Source organism: Agarivorans sp. QJM3NY_29, assembly GCF_050870835.2.
Classification (GTDB): domain Bacteria; phylum Pseudomonadota; class Gammaproteobacteria; order Enterobacterales; family Celerinatantimonadaceae; genus Agarivorans.
Genome location: NZ_CP194036.2, coordinates 4,307,955 through 4,323,180 on the forward strand (window position 1 = coordinate 4,307,955; position 15,226 = coordinate 4,323,180).

At 44.4% G+C, this 15,226-nt stretch carries 13 protein-coding genes and 3 tRNA genes; 9 read left to right on the plus strand and 7 right to left on the minus strand.

Annotated elements, in window-relative coordinates; all coding sequences use genetic code 11:
* Positions 1-37 precede the first annotated feature (37 nt).
* Positions 38-775 carry a polyphosphate--glucose phosphotransferase gene (gene ppgK, locus ACRRS0_RS19465; protein WP_432455931.1) on the plus strand — a complete coding sequence of 246 codons (738 nt, stop codon included), beginning with the start codon at positions 38-40 and terminating at the stop codon, positions 773-775.
* Between the two features lie 93 nt (positions 776-868).
* On the opposite strand, the gene ACRRS0_RS19470 is transcribed toward ppgK, so the two are convergent.
* The 4 genes from ACRRS0_RS19470 to orn all read right to left on the minus strand — a co-directional run bounded on the left by ACRRS0_RS19470 (position 869) and on the right by orn (position 2,697).
* Positions 869-944: transfer RNA gene (locus tag ACRRS0_RS19470), tRNA-Gly, on the minus strand.
* A gap of 465 nt (positions 945-1,409) precedes the next feature.
* A tRNA-Gly gene (locus ACRRS0_RS19475) sits at positions 1,410-1,485 on the minus strand.
* Between the two features lie 216 nt (positions 1,486-1,701).
* Positions 1,702-1,777, minus strand: a tRNA-Gly gene (locus tag ACRRS0_RS19480).
* A gap of 365 nt (positions 1,778-2,142) precedes the next feature.
* Positions 2,143-2,697 (minus strand): oligoribonuclease, encoded by a 555-nt coding sequence (gene orn / locus ACRRS0_RS19485; RefSeq protein ID WP_432455930.1) that lies wholly within the window; start codon positions 2,695-2,697, stop codon positions 2,143-2,145.
* A 90-nt stretch (positions 2,698-2,787) separates the two neighbouring features.
* On the opposite strand from orn, the gene rsgA reads away from it, so the two are divergent.
* The 4 genes from rsgA (at position 2,788) to ACRRS0_RS19505 (ending at position 9,854) form a co-directional block, all read left to right on the plus strand.
* Positions 2,788-3,837: a small ribosomal subunit biogenesis GTPase RsgA gene (gene rsgA / locus ACRRS0_RS19490; RefSeq protein WP_432455929.1), complete on the plus strand. Its 1,050-nt coding sequence runs from the start codon at positions 2,788-2,790 to the stop codon at positions 3,835-3,837.
* A 12-nt stretch (positions 3,838-3,849) separates the two neighbouring features.
* Positions 3,850-4,701 (plus strand): archaetidylserine decarboxylase, encoded by an 852-nt coding sequence (asd, locus tag ACRRS0_RS19495; protein ID WP_432455928.1) that lies wholly within the window; start codon positions 3,850-3,852, stop codon positions 4,699-4,701.
* A gap of 115 nt (positions 4,702-4,816) precedes the next feature.
* Positions 4,817-8,104 (plus strand): miniconductance mechanosensitive channel MscM, encoded by a 3,288-nt coding sequence (mscM, locus tag ACRRS0_RS19500; protein ID WP_432455927.1) that lies wholly within the window; start codon positions 4,817-4,819, stop codon positions 8,102-8,104.
* Positions 8,105-8,450: 346 nt separating this feature from the next.
* Positions 8,451-9,854, plus strand: a complete 1,404-nt coding sequence (locus ACRRS0_RS19505) for an SLC13 family permease (protein WP_432455926.1) — start codon at positions 8,451-8,453, stop codon at positions 9,852-9,854.
* A 91-nt stretch (positions 9,855-9,945) separates the two neighbouring features.
* Here ACRRS0_RS19505 and ACRRS0_RS19510 read toward each other — a convergent pair whose 3' ends face one another.
* Together ACRRS0_RS19510 and epmA are read right to left on the minus strand one after the other, a co-directional pair.
* A complete protein-coding gene (locus ACRRS0_RS19510) occupies positions 9,946-10,293 on the minus strand; it encodes a hypothetical protein (RefSeq protein WP_432455925.1) in 348 nt (115 codons plus the stop codon).
* A 127-nt stretch (positions 10,294-10,420) separates the two neighbouring features.
* Positions 10,421-11,395, minus strand: coding sequence for an elongation factor P--(R)-beta-lysine ligase (gene epmA, locus ACRRS0_RS19515; protein ID WP_432455924.1), 975 nt, complete (start codon positions 11,393-11,395; stop codon positions 10,421-10,423).
* Between the two features lie 196 nt (positions 11,396-11,591).
* On the opposite strand from epmA, the gene frdA reads away from it, so the two are divergent.
* Genes frdA through frdD form a run of 4 tightly spaced genes read left to right on the plus strand, consistent with a single transcriptional unit; the run spans position 11,592 to position 14,876 of the window.
* The gene (frdA, locus tag ACRRS0_RS19520) at positions 11,592-13,385 is read left to right on the plus strand and encodes a fumarate reductase (quinol) flavoprotein subunit (RefSeq protein ID WP_432455923.1); all 1,794 of its coding nucleotides are present in this window, start codon (positions 11,592-11,594) and stop codon (positions 13,383-13,385) included.
* A gap of 1 nt (position 13,386) precedes the next feature.
* Positions 13,387-14,121 (plus strand): succinate dehydrogenase/fumarate reductase iron-sulfur subunit, encoded by a 735-nt coding sequence (locus ACRRS0_RS19525; protein WP_432455922.1) that lies wholly within the window; start codon positions 13,387-13,389, stop codon positions 14,119-14,121.
* Between the two features lie 2 nt (positions 14,122-14,123).
* Positions 14,124-14,513 (plus strand): fumarate reductase subunit C, encoded by a 390-nt coding sequence (locus ACRRS0_RS19530; RefSeq protein WP_432455921.1) that lies wholly within the window; start codon positions 14,124-14,126, stop codon positions 14,511-14,513.
* Between the two features lie 9 nt (positions 14,514-14,522).
* Positions 14,523-14,876, plus strand: coding sequence for a fumarate reductase subunit FrdD (frdD, locus tag ACRRS0_RS19535; RefSeq protein ID WP_432455920.1), 354 nt, complete (start codon positions 14,523-14,525; stop codon positions 14,874-14,876).
* Positions 14,877-14,894: 18 nt separating this feature from the next.
* Here frdD and ACRRS0_RS19540 read toward each other — a convergent pair whose 3' ends face one another.
* The gene (locus ACRRS0_RS19540; protein ID WP_432455919.1) at positions 14,895-15,113 is read right to left on the minus strand and encodes a hypothetical protein; all 219 of its coding nucleotides are present in this window, start codon (positions 15,111-15,113) and stop codon (positions 14,895-14,897) included.
* Positions 15,114-15,226 lie beyond the last annotated feature (113 nt).

The following is a 15,226-nucleotide window of genomic DNA, read 5'->3' on the forward strand; positions in this document are numbered from 1 at the left end:
GTTACACTTTTTGTAACCCATAGAATGGAAGCAACTCATGCATATACTTGGCGTAGATATTGGTGGCACAGGCATTAAAGCCGCCATCGTAGATTCAAAAACTGGACAGTTAATTAGCCAACGACAGCGAATCACCACACCGCAACCAGCCACACCTCAAGCCGTTGCTGCTTGCATGAAACAAATGGTAGCTTTTTTTAATTGGCAAGGACCCATTGGTTGTGGCTTTCCCGCCACCGTGCATCACGGCGTCGCCCAAACGGCATCAAACATCGACCAGAGCTGGATTGGCACCAATGTTGAGTCGCTATTTACTGAATATACCGATTGCCCCTGCTATGTACTCAACGACGCGGATGCAGCTGGTATGGCTGAAATGGCCTTTGGTGCTGGGATTCAACACCGCGGTGTCGTACTAGTCGTAACGGTAGGCACCGGCATTGGTAGTGCGGTCTTTGTCAATGGTCAGTTACTCCCAAATACTGAATTGGGTCACCTCATTCTCAATCATCAAGTCGCTGAACATTACATCAGTGCACGAGTGCGTGAGACCGAAGATTTGAGCTGGAAAAAATGGGGAAAGCGCTTCGACCTATATTTACAACGCTTAGCATTTTTAATGTCTCCCGATTGCTTCATTATTGGTGGAGGGGCCAGTAAGAAATTTGAAAAATATTCGGCTCAACTCACGGTAAAAGCGGAAGTATTATCGGCCCAAGGACTCAATCAGGCGGGGATTGTAGGAGCTGCAATGTATGCTCTGCATCAACAGTAGCAAACAAGACTGAAACCGACGTTAGCTGAACAACAGAAGCCGTTTTACTCAGGACATAAAAAAGCCCCACATCATCGATGCAGGGCTTTCATTTGGAGCGGCACATCGGGTTCGAACCGATGACCTCAACCTTGGCAAGGTTGCGCTCTACCAACTGAGCTAGTGCCGCTTAAATCTTTACCACTATTTAATATGAGTGAGTATTCAACCAAGGTTGCGCTACTCTTTATTCCCACACTGAGCGAGTGCCGCTTAAATCTTTACCACTATTTAATATGAGTGAGTATTCAACCAAGGTTGCGCTACTCTTTATTCCCACACTGAGCGAGTGCCGCTTAAATCTTTACCACTATTTAATATGAGTGAGTATTCAACCAAGGTTGCGCTACTCTTGATTCCCACACTGAGCGAGTGCTGCTTAAATCTTTATCACTATTTAATATGAGTGAGTATTCAACCAAGGTTGCGCTACTCTTTATTCCCACACTGAGCGAGTGCCGCTTAAATCTTTATCACTATTTAACATGAGTGAGTGTTCAACCAAGGTTGCGCTACTCTTTATCCCACACTGAGCTAGTGCCGCTTAAATCTTTCTTACAGCTTCAATTATCTGTAAATAACTAAAACTTTAAATTGGAGCGGCACATCGGGTTCGAACCGATGACCTCAACCTTGGCAAGGTTGCGCTCTACCAACTGAGCTAGTGCCGCTTAAATCTTTATCACTATTTAATATGAGTGAGTATTCAACCAAGGTTGCGCTACTCTTTATTCCCACACTGAGCTAGTGCCGCTTAAAACTTTATCACTATTTAACATGAGAGAGTGTTCAACCAAGGTTGCGCTACTCTTTATCCCACACTGAGCTAGTGCTGCTTAAATCTTTCTTACCGCTTCAATTATCTGTAAATAACTAAAACTTTAAATTGGAGCGGCACATCGGGTTCGAACCGATGACCTCAACCTTGGCAAGGTTGCGCTCTACCAACTGAGCTAGTGCCGCTTAAATCTTTATCACTAATTAATATGAGTGAGTATTCAACCAAGGTTGCGCTACTCTTTATTCCCACACTGAGCTAGTGCCGCTTAAATCTTTATCACTATTTAATATGAGTGAGTGTTCAACCAAGGTTGCGCTACTCTTTATTCCCACACTGAGCTAGTGCCGCTTAAATCTTTATCACTATTTAATATGAGTGAGTATTCAACCAAGGTTGCGCTACTCTTTATTCCCACACTGAGCTAGTGCTGCCTACATAAAAACGTGAACCGAAACAGTTCATGTCTTTCAGGGCTGCGAATTATACGAGGAAAATTCGCCTTTGCAATAGTTCCTCGGTAAAAAAACAGCCCGAAGCAACTGTTTGCTTAGTTTTCGCCCAGCTTGAAGAAAGTTTTTTGATAATGACGCATTTCAGCAATCGATTCGCGAATATCATCTAAGGCTAAGTGGGTGCCACTTTTGCTAAAACCATCTAAAATCTCAGGTCGCCAACGACGAGCTAATTCTTTGACCGTACTCACATCAATGTTGCGATAATGAAAAAACTTTTCGAGTTCTGGTAAATAGTGATGCATAAAACGGCGATCCTGACCGATACTATTACCGCACATCGGGGATACCCCCTGAGGCACCCATTGTTTAATAAAATCGATGGTTTGCAAGGCAGCTTGCTGTTCATCAATCGTGCTAGCTCGAACTCGTTTAACCAAACCGGAGCCATTGTGAGTATTAGTGCACCATTCGTCCATCCCCGCCAGTACCGCGTCAGATTGGTAAACAGCTATCACTGGCCCTTCGGCAAGGATATTTAATTGAGCATCGGTCACAATACTCGCAATCTCCAAGACACGATCATTCATGGGCTCGAGACCAGTCATCTCCATGTCCACCCAAATTAAATTCTGTTCACTAACAGTCATGTTGCCCCATTATATTTGGAAATATTTTCCGCAAAGCTTTGTTAAGCGGTATCATAGCGATTTATTACCCTTACTTGAATAGCAGTTTTCGTGACCAAGAGAAAGAAACTGAGCCAAGGACAACTTCGACGTGTACGAAGTAACCAACAAAAGCGCTTAAAAAAAGAAGATAATCACCAATGGTTAGATGAGCAATTAGGCTCTCAACAAGAAGGAACGATCATCAGCCGCTTCGGTCAACATGCCGATGTGGAGGCCAACGACGGAGAAATCTTTCGTTGTAATATGCGCCGCTCAATTGATTCTCTGGTAACTGGTGATGAAGTCGTATGGCGCGCCGGAAACGAAGAACAGTCTGGTATTCGAGGGGTCATTGAAGCCCGCCACGAACGACGATCGGTACTCACCCGACCTGATTTTTACGACGGTATCAAAGCCATTGCGTCCAATATCGATCAAGTCGTCATCGTCTCCGCGGTACTACCTGAATTTTCGACGAATATCGTCGACCGTTACCTTGTCGCGGTAGAAGATGTCGGTTTAGAACCCGTTATTTTACTGAACAAGATAGATTTATTAGATCCCGAGCAACAAAAAATCATCCATACGCAACTCGAGAACTATCGGCACTTAGGTTACAAAATAATTTATGCCAGTACCAAGCAAGAACAAGGCTTACAAGAGCTAGCCCAACATTTGGTCAACAAAACTAGTATTTTTGTGGGCCAGTCTGGCGTAGGAAAAAGTTCTTTAGTAAATAGTTTACTACCAGAACAAAGCATTGATACCAAAGAAGTATCCGAACAGTCTGGCTTGGGTCAACACACCACCACGACCGCGCGTTTGTATCACTTAAACTGCGGAGGAAGACTCATCGATTCTCCGGGAGTTCGCGAATTTCAACTGTGGCATTTAGAAAAAGAACGAGTGGCATGGGGATTCATCGAATTTCGTCAATGGTTAAATCAATGTCGTTTTCGAGACTGTAAGCACCAAGGAGATCCCGGTTGCGCTATACAAGAAGCCATAGAATCAGGCAAGATCAAACAACAGCGCTTTGACAGTTACCTACGTTTATTAGAAACAATGGAAAATAATAAGCCGCCTCGAACCATTCCCGGAAACAAATTCAATCAATAACGAGAACTCAGAGTGTTAGATAAAATTAAAGTTGCCGCCCAATACTGCTTCCCACAACATGGATTGTCACGTCTAGTCGGCAAGTTGGCTCAAGCTGAAGCTGGCAAATTTAGTCATTGGCTGATTAAAAAATTTATTAGTCGCTATCAGGTTGATATGCAAGACGCCTTAAACCCCGATCCCGCTAGCTATCCAAGTTTTAATGCCTTTTTTACTCGCCCGCTAAAACCTGACGCTCGTCCCATTGTAGATGGAGCGCAAAACCTTGCACATCCAGTCGATGGTGCAGTGAGTCAACTCGGGCCAATTCAGCATGGCCGAATTATTCAAGCGAAGGGTCATGACTATAGTGCCTGCGAACTACTTGGCGGAAATAAAGCCTTAGCGGAAGAATTTTCTGATGGTGATTTTGCAACCATTTACCTCGCACCAAAAGATTATCATCGTATTCACATGCCCTGCGATGGCAAACTGAGAAGTATGATCTACGTCCCTGGTCAGTTATTCTCAGTCAACCCACTAACTGCCGCCAATGTGCCCAATTTATTCGCCCGTAACGAGCGAGTGGTCGCAATTTTTGACACCGAATTTGGCCCGATGGCGATGGTCTTAGTTGGAGCAACCATTGTTGCCAGCATAGAAACCGTTTGGTCGGGAACCGTCACCCCACCTCGCGGCAAGCAAGTTTTTAGTTGGGATTACCAAGACCAAGACCTTCACTTCGCTAAAGGCGACGAAATGGGACGATTTAAGCTGGGTTCGACGGTCGTCATGTTGTTCGCTAAAGACGCCATCGAATTTGAATCATCACTGGCAGAAAGTATACCAACGGTCATGGGGCGCCATTTCGCCTCCAAAGCCTAAAATAGAAGCCAAAATATGTTTGACCAGTCATCCAGCATATTTTGGCTTTATCCCATTATTTATTCTGATTAAAAACTTAATGCAAGTTCACTTGCTTTAATCTTGGCGACCAAAAATGAATCTAACTGTTGTCACTCGCAGGCTCATCCTATCGATACTATTATTCAGCGTTAACGTGAGTGCAAATATTGGTGGTGATACTCAACTGCAAGGACTGATTAACTCGATAGACGTTCAGCCAAATAACCTCAATAACCAACAGCAACAACTCATATACGAAGAATCCTTAGCCCTATTGCATGAGGGAGACAGCTATCGCGAACAGGCCAAGCGATATCGCGATGTGATCAACAATTTTTCAAGCCTAAGGTCAGCGCTGCAAAATCAACTCAATCACTATCAAGCGCCCGAGTTCGACTTAACGATATTAGATAATAACCAGATTAATCAACAACTAAGTCAATGGCAGAATAAACTCAACCAAACAAATACTCGGATAGACGAACTAAAACAAAATCAGTATCGAATAGATTTAGACGTCAGTGAGAATCACCAGCGTAGTGGACCTCTGAAACAACAGCTTACGAACGTACGCAACAAGTTAGAAAAACTTCAATTTGGTGTACTCAGTGACATTGAAGAAGCACAACGAGTCAAAGCGCAAGTTACCGAGGCCAGTTTAACTGCCCAACTGGCAATGCTTGAATTAGCAGCGCAAAGTGCCAATCACCGCAATGAATTGTTGCAACTTGAAATTACTCTAGCGCAACGTAAACAGGTAGCCGAAAAACGCTTAGTAGAACAGCTCAAGAACCAAATGGCTATCGGGCATCGTGCAGAAACCAAGCGTCTCTCCGCCCAATTAGCTTTTGAAGCACCTGAACTGCTCAAACAGGTTTATGTAAAAGACTTAGTCGCACAAAACCAAAACCTTCAAGCCCAACTGGCCGCACTATTCGAGCAAGGCGAACAAATTGCTCAGCAACAACAAGCCGTGAATGATGAGTTAGAACATATCAAGCTCACCTTCGCCAACTTCAAAGAACAAGTCTCGTGGTTAAAAGTTACCCGTTCCTACGGAGAATATTTACGCGAGCAAATCGCCCGCTTACCCAAGCCAAAGACACTCGCGCCCATAGAGCAACAAATCGTAGACGTGCGGATCAACAAACACCGCCAACAAAATGTCTTGTATAGCCAACGAAATCAAGCAGAGGTAAGCGAACGACAAAAGGTATTAGCGCAGTTGAGCCCTTCCCTACAAGACGTCGTTAATCAACAACTTAGTCTAAATCAACAGCTATCCGACAAGTATCTCTTAGAATTAGACACTCGCCTATTTGAACTCGCTCGTTTAAAACTCGATTATTCCCGCCTCAATGATGAACTGAGTACCATTCACCAAGAAGCTAACCAAGAACTGTTTTGGACCGCGGATGTCAAAGCCATCGATCTTAGTTTTTTTACCGAGCTGCGAGATGCGGTTTTATGGTTACTTCATCCCCAGCAACGCATGCAAGTGGTTCAGGCAATACAACAATTGTCTTGGCTATGGCTAATTTGGTTAAGCACATTAGCTGCCAGCGCAGTCTATGTGGCCTATTTGAAAAAGCATTGGCTAAAAGGTTACCTGCAACGCATCGACTCAAAAACCGGCAATATTACTCGGGATAAATTTGCCTACACCCTCAGTAATATGCTGTTAAGCGCCGCCGTTGCCACGCCTCTCGCTCTATTGATTGGGAGTGTCGGCTTTGCTTTAAGCTATGACTGGCAATATGCCTTTGCTCGTGATTTTGGTAAAGGCTTAATGAGCGTTGCTACGACGCTTTGGTTATTCCATCTGGTGCAACAATTTTGCCAAAAGAATGGCTTACTTAATACCCACTTTAAGTGGCCACTGGTCAACATCAGCCAAGCGATAAACCTGATCCGTCATGTGACCTATATCAGTTTACCGCTCATATTTGTGCTAAAACTATGTATCGTGCAAACCAGCCAACCCGCTTATAGCGCCTTGGCTCGCCTAGCTTTCATCAGTCTACTCATTTGGCTTGCTTATGGCTTTCATCGACTCTATCGCATCAAGTTACCCGTCAACTACCGTTTAGATATTTTTAAGGCGCCACAATTAGCTCAGAGGCTAATTTGGGGAGCCGTCATAAGTATTCCCTTACTCGCCGCATTCGCTGCAGCGGCTGGTTTTTTTGCCACTGCATATACCGTCTATTGGCAAGTCCTTGTGAGTACCATTATCGCCAGTGTGTTCCTTCTAGCCTATTTCCTGAGTCATCGCTGGATGTTATTACAGCGTCGCAGAATTGCCTTCGAACGTGCCAAAGCGCGCCGCGTAGAGATGATCGCACAACGCCTCGCGGACCAGGGTGAAGACGAAAACCTGCAGCTATCGAATGAAGGCGCATTCGATGCAATTGAAGAGCCAGAAATCGACTTAGATACAATTAGCGCACAATCCTTAGGCCTATTACGGGCGGTACTATTACTCGCCTTGATTTTAGTGTTGCTGTGGAGTTGGTCTGAAATGACCAGTGCCTTTTCGTTTTTAGATAACATCACCCTATGGGAAAGCAATACCAGTCGTGCGGGCGTAGCGATGGTTGACCCGATCACGCTACGTTCGTTAGGCTCCGCCTTATTAGTATTTTTATTTGCAACTCTATTAATTCGCAACTTGCCTGGCCTACTAGAGCTCATGGTATTACAGCATTTATCGCTCAGCCCAGGAACTGGCTTCGCCATTACCACCGTGATCAATTACTTAGTCATTCTATTCAGTATTTTCACTGGATTTGGATTATTAGGCATCGAATGGGCGAAACTACAATGGTTAGTGGCCGCACTAACCGTTGGCTTAGGTTTTGGTTTACAAGAAATCTTTGCCAATTTTATATCTGGTTTAATCATCTTATTTGAAAAACCAATCCGCATCGGGGATACCGTCACCATTCGTGAACTCACAGGGAATATTTCAAATATTGAGACTCGCGCAACAACCATTGTTGATTGGGACAGAAAGGAAATTATCGTTCCAAATAAGGCATTCATTACCGAGCAATTTGTTAACTGGTCACTCACCGATCCCATCACCCGCGTGGTATTAACGGTGCAAGTCAAACAAGGTAGCGATAATCAATTAGTTACTCAGCTATTACAAGACGCAGTCAATCATAATAGTCTGGTACTGGCTAACCCAGCTCCCGAAGTTCACTTTACCGAGTATACAGATCATGGAATGAAATATGAGATGCGAGTCTACGTAAGTGAGATGCGTTATCGTTTACCAATGGCTCACGAGTTTTACACTTTGATCAACGACAAGTTTACGACAAATAACATCGATATCGCCTACCCACAATTAGATGTATCTCTCAATAAGCCATAAGTTGTTTGGGTAATGTAGATGCTGTTCATGGCTTCTGACACTCGATTATTCTCGGGTCGATTAACCTTTACTGGTTGTTTTTTCAGCCGTAGCTTACTCATTTTAACAAGACCGACCGATGCCAATAAGCACCAGAATGAATCGCAGAAGAACGCAGTATATATGAGCAATAAGCGCTACCCGAAGGGTTCGGCCAAAAGCGTTTGAGATCTTCACTTAAATAAGGAAGATTGAGAGGTGTTCACTTAGCTCGCTAAGTAAATATACCTGTCATTTCAAATAAGACGCTTTTATCTCGAACAAAAATTGACCTAAAAGATCAACGGCCCCGAGAGATATATAAAGTATGACCTCATCTAAAAATATAAAGCTTGTTGTTTGTTTCATCATCCCACTCATTATTTTAGCGCTCCCCACGAGCCTGATCCCACTACCTGAACTCACCGTGGTTCAACACCGTATCATCGCCATATTCGTGCTAGCAGCCTTATTATGGATTTTTGAACCGGTGCCAGTATTTGCCACTTCACTTCTAATTATTACACTAGAATTAGTGTTGATCTCCAATCAGGGGATCAGTGCCTTCATTACCGATACAGGCCCAAGCCCCATGGGTGATTTATTGCCCTACACGAGCATTTTTGGCGCTTTTTCTTCGCCCATAATCATGTTATTTATGGGCGGATTTTCGCTCGCTATCGCCGCCTCAAAGTTTGAGCTAGATAACAACCTCGCTCGAGTACTACTGAAACCCTTTGGTAAGCGGATCCCTATGATAATGCTTGGGATTATGTTAATCACTGCAGTCTTCAGTATGTTCATGAGCAATACTGCCACTACGGTAATGATGCTTGCGATTGTGGGGCCTATCATTGCCACAGCGCCACGTACCGACTTAGGGATGAAAGGCTTGGTTCTAGCCATTCCTGTTGCCGCTAATACGGGGGGAATAGGCACCCCCATTGGCACACCACCCAATGCCATCGCCCTACAATATATTCCTGAAGGGCAAATCACATTTGCATCTTGGATGGCCTTTGGCATTCCTTTTGTGGTGATCCAGCTGGCAATTGCCTGGGTCATCTTATGTAAACTTTATCCTTCTAAAACAGGGATATTAGAACTCAAGCTAAGCGGTTGTTTTCAACGCAGTGCTCGCGCTTATATTGTTTATAGTACCTTTGCTCTGACCATTTTATTATGGTTAAGCACCGCTTGGCATGGCATGAATAGTTATGTGGTCGCGATTATCCCACTCGCAATATTTACCCTCACCGGTGTGATCGGTAAAGAAGATTTGAAACTGTTCAACTGGGATGTCTTATGGCTGGTTGCAGGCGGTATCGCCATGGGAATGGCCTTGGAAAAAAGTGGTTTAGCATCCAAAATCGCCACCTCTATCGACTTCACGAGTTTGCCAACCTTAGCGGTGATTGTGGTGTTATCACTCATTTGTGTGGTCATGGCCAACTTCATGTCAAATACCGCGACAGCAAACTTAATCATGCCCATTGCTGCAGCAGTAGCCACCAGCTTAAACGGATTAGACGGCGACGCTGGTATTACAACACTGCTAATCATTGTCGCCTTATCAGCCTCACTCGGCATGATGCTTCCGGTTAGTACACCACCAAATGCTTTAGCCTACTCAACTGGCTTTATCGAAACCAAAGACCTAATTAAAGTTGGCGGGATTATTGGAGCAACCGGACTTAGCCTGCTCTACATCGCAATGATGCTGTTCCTGTAATATTAACGCCTCAAACAACGGATTGGTAAAGTTGACGGCTTTTTGGAACAAAAAAGGTGACCGCTTTACCAAGTCCGCGCGCTTTGATTTGTTACATTTTGACCGTAAAACCATTGCAAATTACCTCTAGTTGCCCGTTACCGTTAAAATTGAACTTGAAGTGTTTGCACTCTTCTTGCTCTCCGACTTCACCTTGCTTTATATGCTCAGCCAGCCAAGATGAATCTTTAATCAAATGGCTTCTATCGTATTTTTCGCCTTCGATGAAGGTTTCGATCGTTTGCCATTTAAAGGCAACAACATCAGAAAAGAAAACTTCACGTTGGACTTCTTGCCAATCTTTGAATCTCAGGACTAAATCCCCCTCAACTATATAAATGTCTGGGAATTCAGAATCAGCGGTGGAAAACCCTGAATCGATTATTTCTGCTCGTTCCATGCTCGCTCATTTTTGAAATGTAACAGCATACTTGCACGCTTCTAAAACGCTTAAACAAGTAGATAAGTACCTACCAGAATAAATATTAAACCGATAAGCGGGAATTTAAGTGAATGAGTATATTGAACTAGGCACGCTCAATACTAAAGCTTTGCACCTGCTGGATATGGGTTTGCCCAAACGCTAACATCAACAAACGGTCGATGCCCAGAGCGACACCAGCACAAGCTGGCAAACCAGCTGCTAGGCCCGCTAAAAATCGTTGGTCAAGCTCAGCTTCAGCTAAGCCATTTACTTTTCGATAAGCCTGATCGTTCGCGAAGCGTTCTGCTTGTTCTTGGGCGTCGGTCAACTCATGAAAACCATTGGCTAATTCTATCCCCTTGTAATACAGCTCAAAACGCTCAGCCACTTGCGGATCAGTACTAGATATTTTAGCTAAGGCAGCTTGTGAGGCTGGAAAATGGTATACAAAACAGGGACGCTGCTGCGCAATATGAGGCTCTACGCCGAGACTAAACAACAACTGTAAAATCGTATCGCGTTCAGGTTCTTTAGCCACCAAGTCAGCCACGCCTAATTCTTTCGCCGCCACCATAAATTGAGCGTGCTCAGCCTCCAGAGGATTAAAACCTAAGTGTCGCTCAAAAGCCTGCCGATAGCTTAAGCGCTCACAAGAACCACAGCCTAATACCAACTCCAACAACTGTTCCATTTCATCCATTAACGCGAAATGGTTATAACCAACGCGATACCACTCCAGCATCGTAAATTCAGGGTTATGGTAGCGCCCAGCTTCTTCATTTCGAAATGCCTTGGCAATTTGATAAATACAACCACTCCCCGCAGCCAGCAGACGCTTCATATGAAATTCAGGCGAAGTTTGTAAATATAAAGGCATAGTTTTTGGCGCGGCAGGGCCGCTTAAAGTGGTGCAAAAACTATGTAAATGGATATCACTCACACAGGCTTGACTCAATGCTGGAGTATCCACTTCCATCACCTGACGCTGATAAAAAAAATGTCTTATTTTACTAATAATTTCAGAACGTTGTTTTAATAATTCTACACTTGCAGAGGGTTGCCAAAGAGCTTCAGACATGCAATCTATTCCTAAAATAAGTTATTTTTTGAGCGCCATTTTCTGGCATTTTCGCATCTAAATCGGGAGTTATATCGCAAAAGCCAAATTATCTCCACTGAGCACCCAAAGTAGCGCTACTTTTTGATTTTAGTCAAACGGCAAAAACTCAATAGCTTCACAATCAACTGTAGGCTTATTTCGTATGGAGAAAAGCGTGGAAGTAATCAAAACCGATGTCGCCATTGTTGGCGCTGGGGGAGCAGGCTTAAGAGCTGCGATAGAAGTTGCCGAGCAACACCCCGAATTACAAGTAGCTTTAATTTCTAAAGTATATCCAATGCGCAGTCATACAGTTGCCGCCGAAGGAGGGGCTGCAGGTGTTGCTCAGGATCACGATAGTTTCGATAATCACTTTAACGACACCGTCTCTGGTGGCGATTGGTTATGTGAGCAAGACGTCGTCGATTTTTTCGTTGAACGAGCCCCTAAAGAGCTCACCCAACTGGAACATTGGGGTTGTCCTTGGTCTCGTCGCCCGGATGGGAGCGTCAATGTACGACGTTTCGGTGGCATGAAAATAGAACGCACCTGGTTTGCCGCCGATAAAAGTGGTTTCCATATCCTGCACACCTTATTTCAAACTTCAACCAAATATCCCAGCATTAAACGTTTCGATGAACATTTCGTGCTCGACTTAATTGTTGAAGACGGGCAAGTGAAAGGTGTCATTGCATTGGATATCGCTGAAGGTGTCGCTAAACTCATCCAGGCAAAATCGGTGATCATTGCCACTGGTGGTGCTGGCAGAGTTTATCGTTTCAATACCAATGGCGGGATTGTAACTGGCGACGGTATGGCCTTAGCCTATCGTCATGGCGTGCCGCTACGCGACATGGAATTTGTCCAGTATCACCCAACTGGTTTACCCGGTTCAGGCATCTTAATGACCGAAGGTTGTCGCGGCGAAGGTGGGATCCTTACCAATAAAGATGGTTATCGTTATCTACAAGACTACGGTTTAGGGCCAGAAACACCTGTCGGCGAACCTAAAAACAAGTATATGGAATTAGGCCCTCGAGACCGACTCAGCCAATGTTTTTGGCAAGAAGCACAAAAAGGCCGCACTATCGAAGGACCGAATGGCGACTATGTGAACCTCGATCTCACTCACTTAGGCGAAACTTACCTGCACGAGCGCCTCCCCTTTATCTGTGAACTAGCCAAAGCCTATATGGGTGTTGATCCCGTAAAAGAACCGATCCCGGTTCGCCCAACGGTGCATTACACCATGGGTGGGATTGAAACCAACGGTCGTTGTGCAACCTCCATGAAAGGCCTTTATGCCGCTGGAGAATGTTCTTCGGTTGGTTTACACGGTGCCAATCGTCTGGGCTCAAACTCTCTGACCGAAATCACCGTATTTGGCCAGGTGGCCGGTGAAGAAGCAGCCAAGCATGCAATAAGCAGTGAACATAGCGACAGCAGCAGTTTACTGGTGCAAGCGGAGCAAACGCTCGCCAAGTATCAAGCGCTAAAACAAACTCAAGGAAGTGAAAAACCAACTGATATTCGCAATGAACTAGGCAGAACCATGGAAGCGGGAGTGGGTATTTACCGCACCGAAGAAACCATGCAACAAACTATCGATAAAATTGCAGAATTAAAACAGCGCTACAAAAATATTCAATTAGTGGATGATAGTGAAGTATTTAATACCGAATGGCTGTATGCCATTGAACTGGGTTACTTACTAGACGTAGCTGAAACAATGGCGATATCTGCAATTAATCGGAAAGAAAGTCGTGGATCTCACCAACGGATCGACGGATACGAGCAGCGCGACGATCAAAACTACCTCAAACATACCCTCGCGAAATATCGTGCCGATATGGCACCCGAAATTAGCTATAGCGATGTGAAAATTACCAAGTCAGCTCCCGCGGAACGCGTTTATGGTGCGGCGGCCGATGCCCAAGATGCAGCGAACAAAAAAACGGAGGCAAACTAATATGGCTGAAGTGATGAAAATTAACATTCTTCGGTATCGCCCCGAAACCGATAACGAACCCGTGTGGCAAAGCTATGATGTTCCCTATACTCAGGAAATGTCGGTATTAGAAGCCTTGGCATATATTAAAGATGAATTGGACCCAAGCCTTAGCTATCGCTGGTCTTGCCGAATGGCTATTTGTGGTAGTTGCGGCATGATGGTCAATGGCATTCCAAAGTTAGGCTGCAAAACTTTTTTGCGAGACTACCCCAAAGGAATGAAACTGGAAGCTTTAGCGAACTTCCCAATCGAGCGCGACCTAATCGTTGATATGAGTGACTTCATCGCGAAACTTGAAGCCATTAAACCCTATATTATTAATGACCAAACTCGCGCTATTGAAGATGGTTGCCACAATCAGTCACCCAAACAAGTGGCGCAATATCGTCAATTCTCGATGTGTATCAACTGTGGTTTATGTTATGCCGCCTGCCCTCAATATGGTTTGAATAAATCCTTCACAGGACCTGCCGCTCTAGCGTTATTGCACCGCTATAACCAAGACAGTCGTGATGCAGGTAAAGCTGAACGGATGAAAATTGTAAACGCTGAAGAAGGCGCTTGGGGATGTACTTTTGTGGGTTATTGCTCCCAAGTTTGTCCTAAAGATGTCGATCCCGCAGCAGCCATTCAACTCGGTAAAGTCGACAGTGCGAAAGACTATGTCATTGCCATGTTCAAGCCAGGAGAATAGTCATGACAAAACGTAAACCTTATGAACGTAAGATGGGCGCGACCTGGTGGCTAAAAAATACCTTTCACACTAAATACATCATTCGTGAAGGCTCCAGTTTAGTCATCGCTATCTATAGCTTTGTCTTGTTATTTGGCCTATTTCGCTTAAGCCAAGGCAGCGAAGCCTTCAATGGTTGGTTGGACACCATGAGCCACCCCTTATGGCTAGCATTTCATCTGCTCACGCTGGTATGGACGCTCTACCATAGTGTGACTTGGTTTAGTTTAGCACCTAAAGCTGCAAACCTTTGGCTGGGACAGAAACGAGTACCCGACAGCTGGATCATCTCCAGCTTGTATGCTGGATTAGCCGTCGTCAGCTTAATTGGTTTAATCTTAGTTTTGATATAGGAGACAACAATGAAACGTTCAAACGAACCAGTGTTTTGGGGCATGTTTGGAGCCGGCGGCATGGTTGCAGCTCTGTTCACTCCCATCGCTATTTTAATTACCGGAATACTGGTTCCAATGGGAATCATCCCAGTCGAGCAGTTTTCCTATGAAAGACTACTCGGCTTTTCACAAAACTGGATTGGAGCAGCCGTTATTTGGCTTGTGATTAGTTTACCACTATGGCTATGTATGCACCGCCTCTACCATACCTTACACGACTTTGGTATTCATGCCGGGAACTTGGTTAAGGCGATATTTTACGGAGTGGCTTTTGCTGGCTCGGTAGTCTGTGCAACCTTATTACTACTCGGTTTGTTGTAGAAAAAGCGGGCTAATAATTTAGCCCGCCTTTATATCTCGCTGACAATTGATTTTAAGAGAGGCAATTTCCAAAGCTAACTTTCGTTCTCGCTGCTTGAGCATATCCAACTCAGCTTCCTTACAAGCTAACTGTTCAAATACTCCGGTCGGATAATCACCCGAGTAATTAGCAAAACTGATTTTATTTGAGTACCTTCTATTCACATGGCCAATGGACGAATCAGACACAACTTTCATTAGGTAACCTTTTTATCATTAAAATACCGTGAGTTAATCATTGCAGACAATGCTGAATTACGCAAAGTACAAAATTGATCTAAATCAAAAATATTTTATTCGCAAATTTTTTC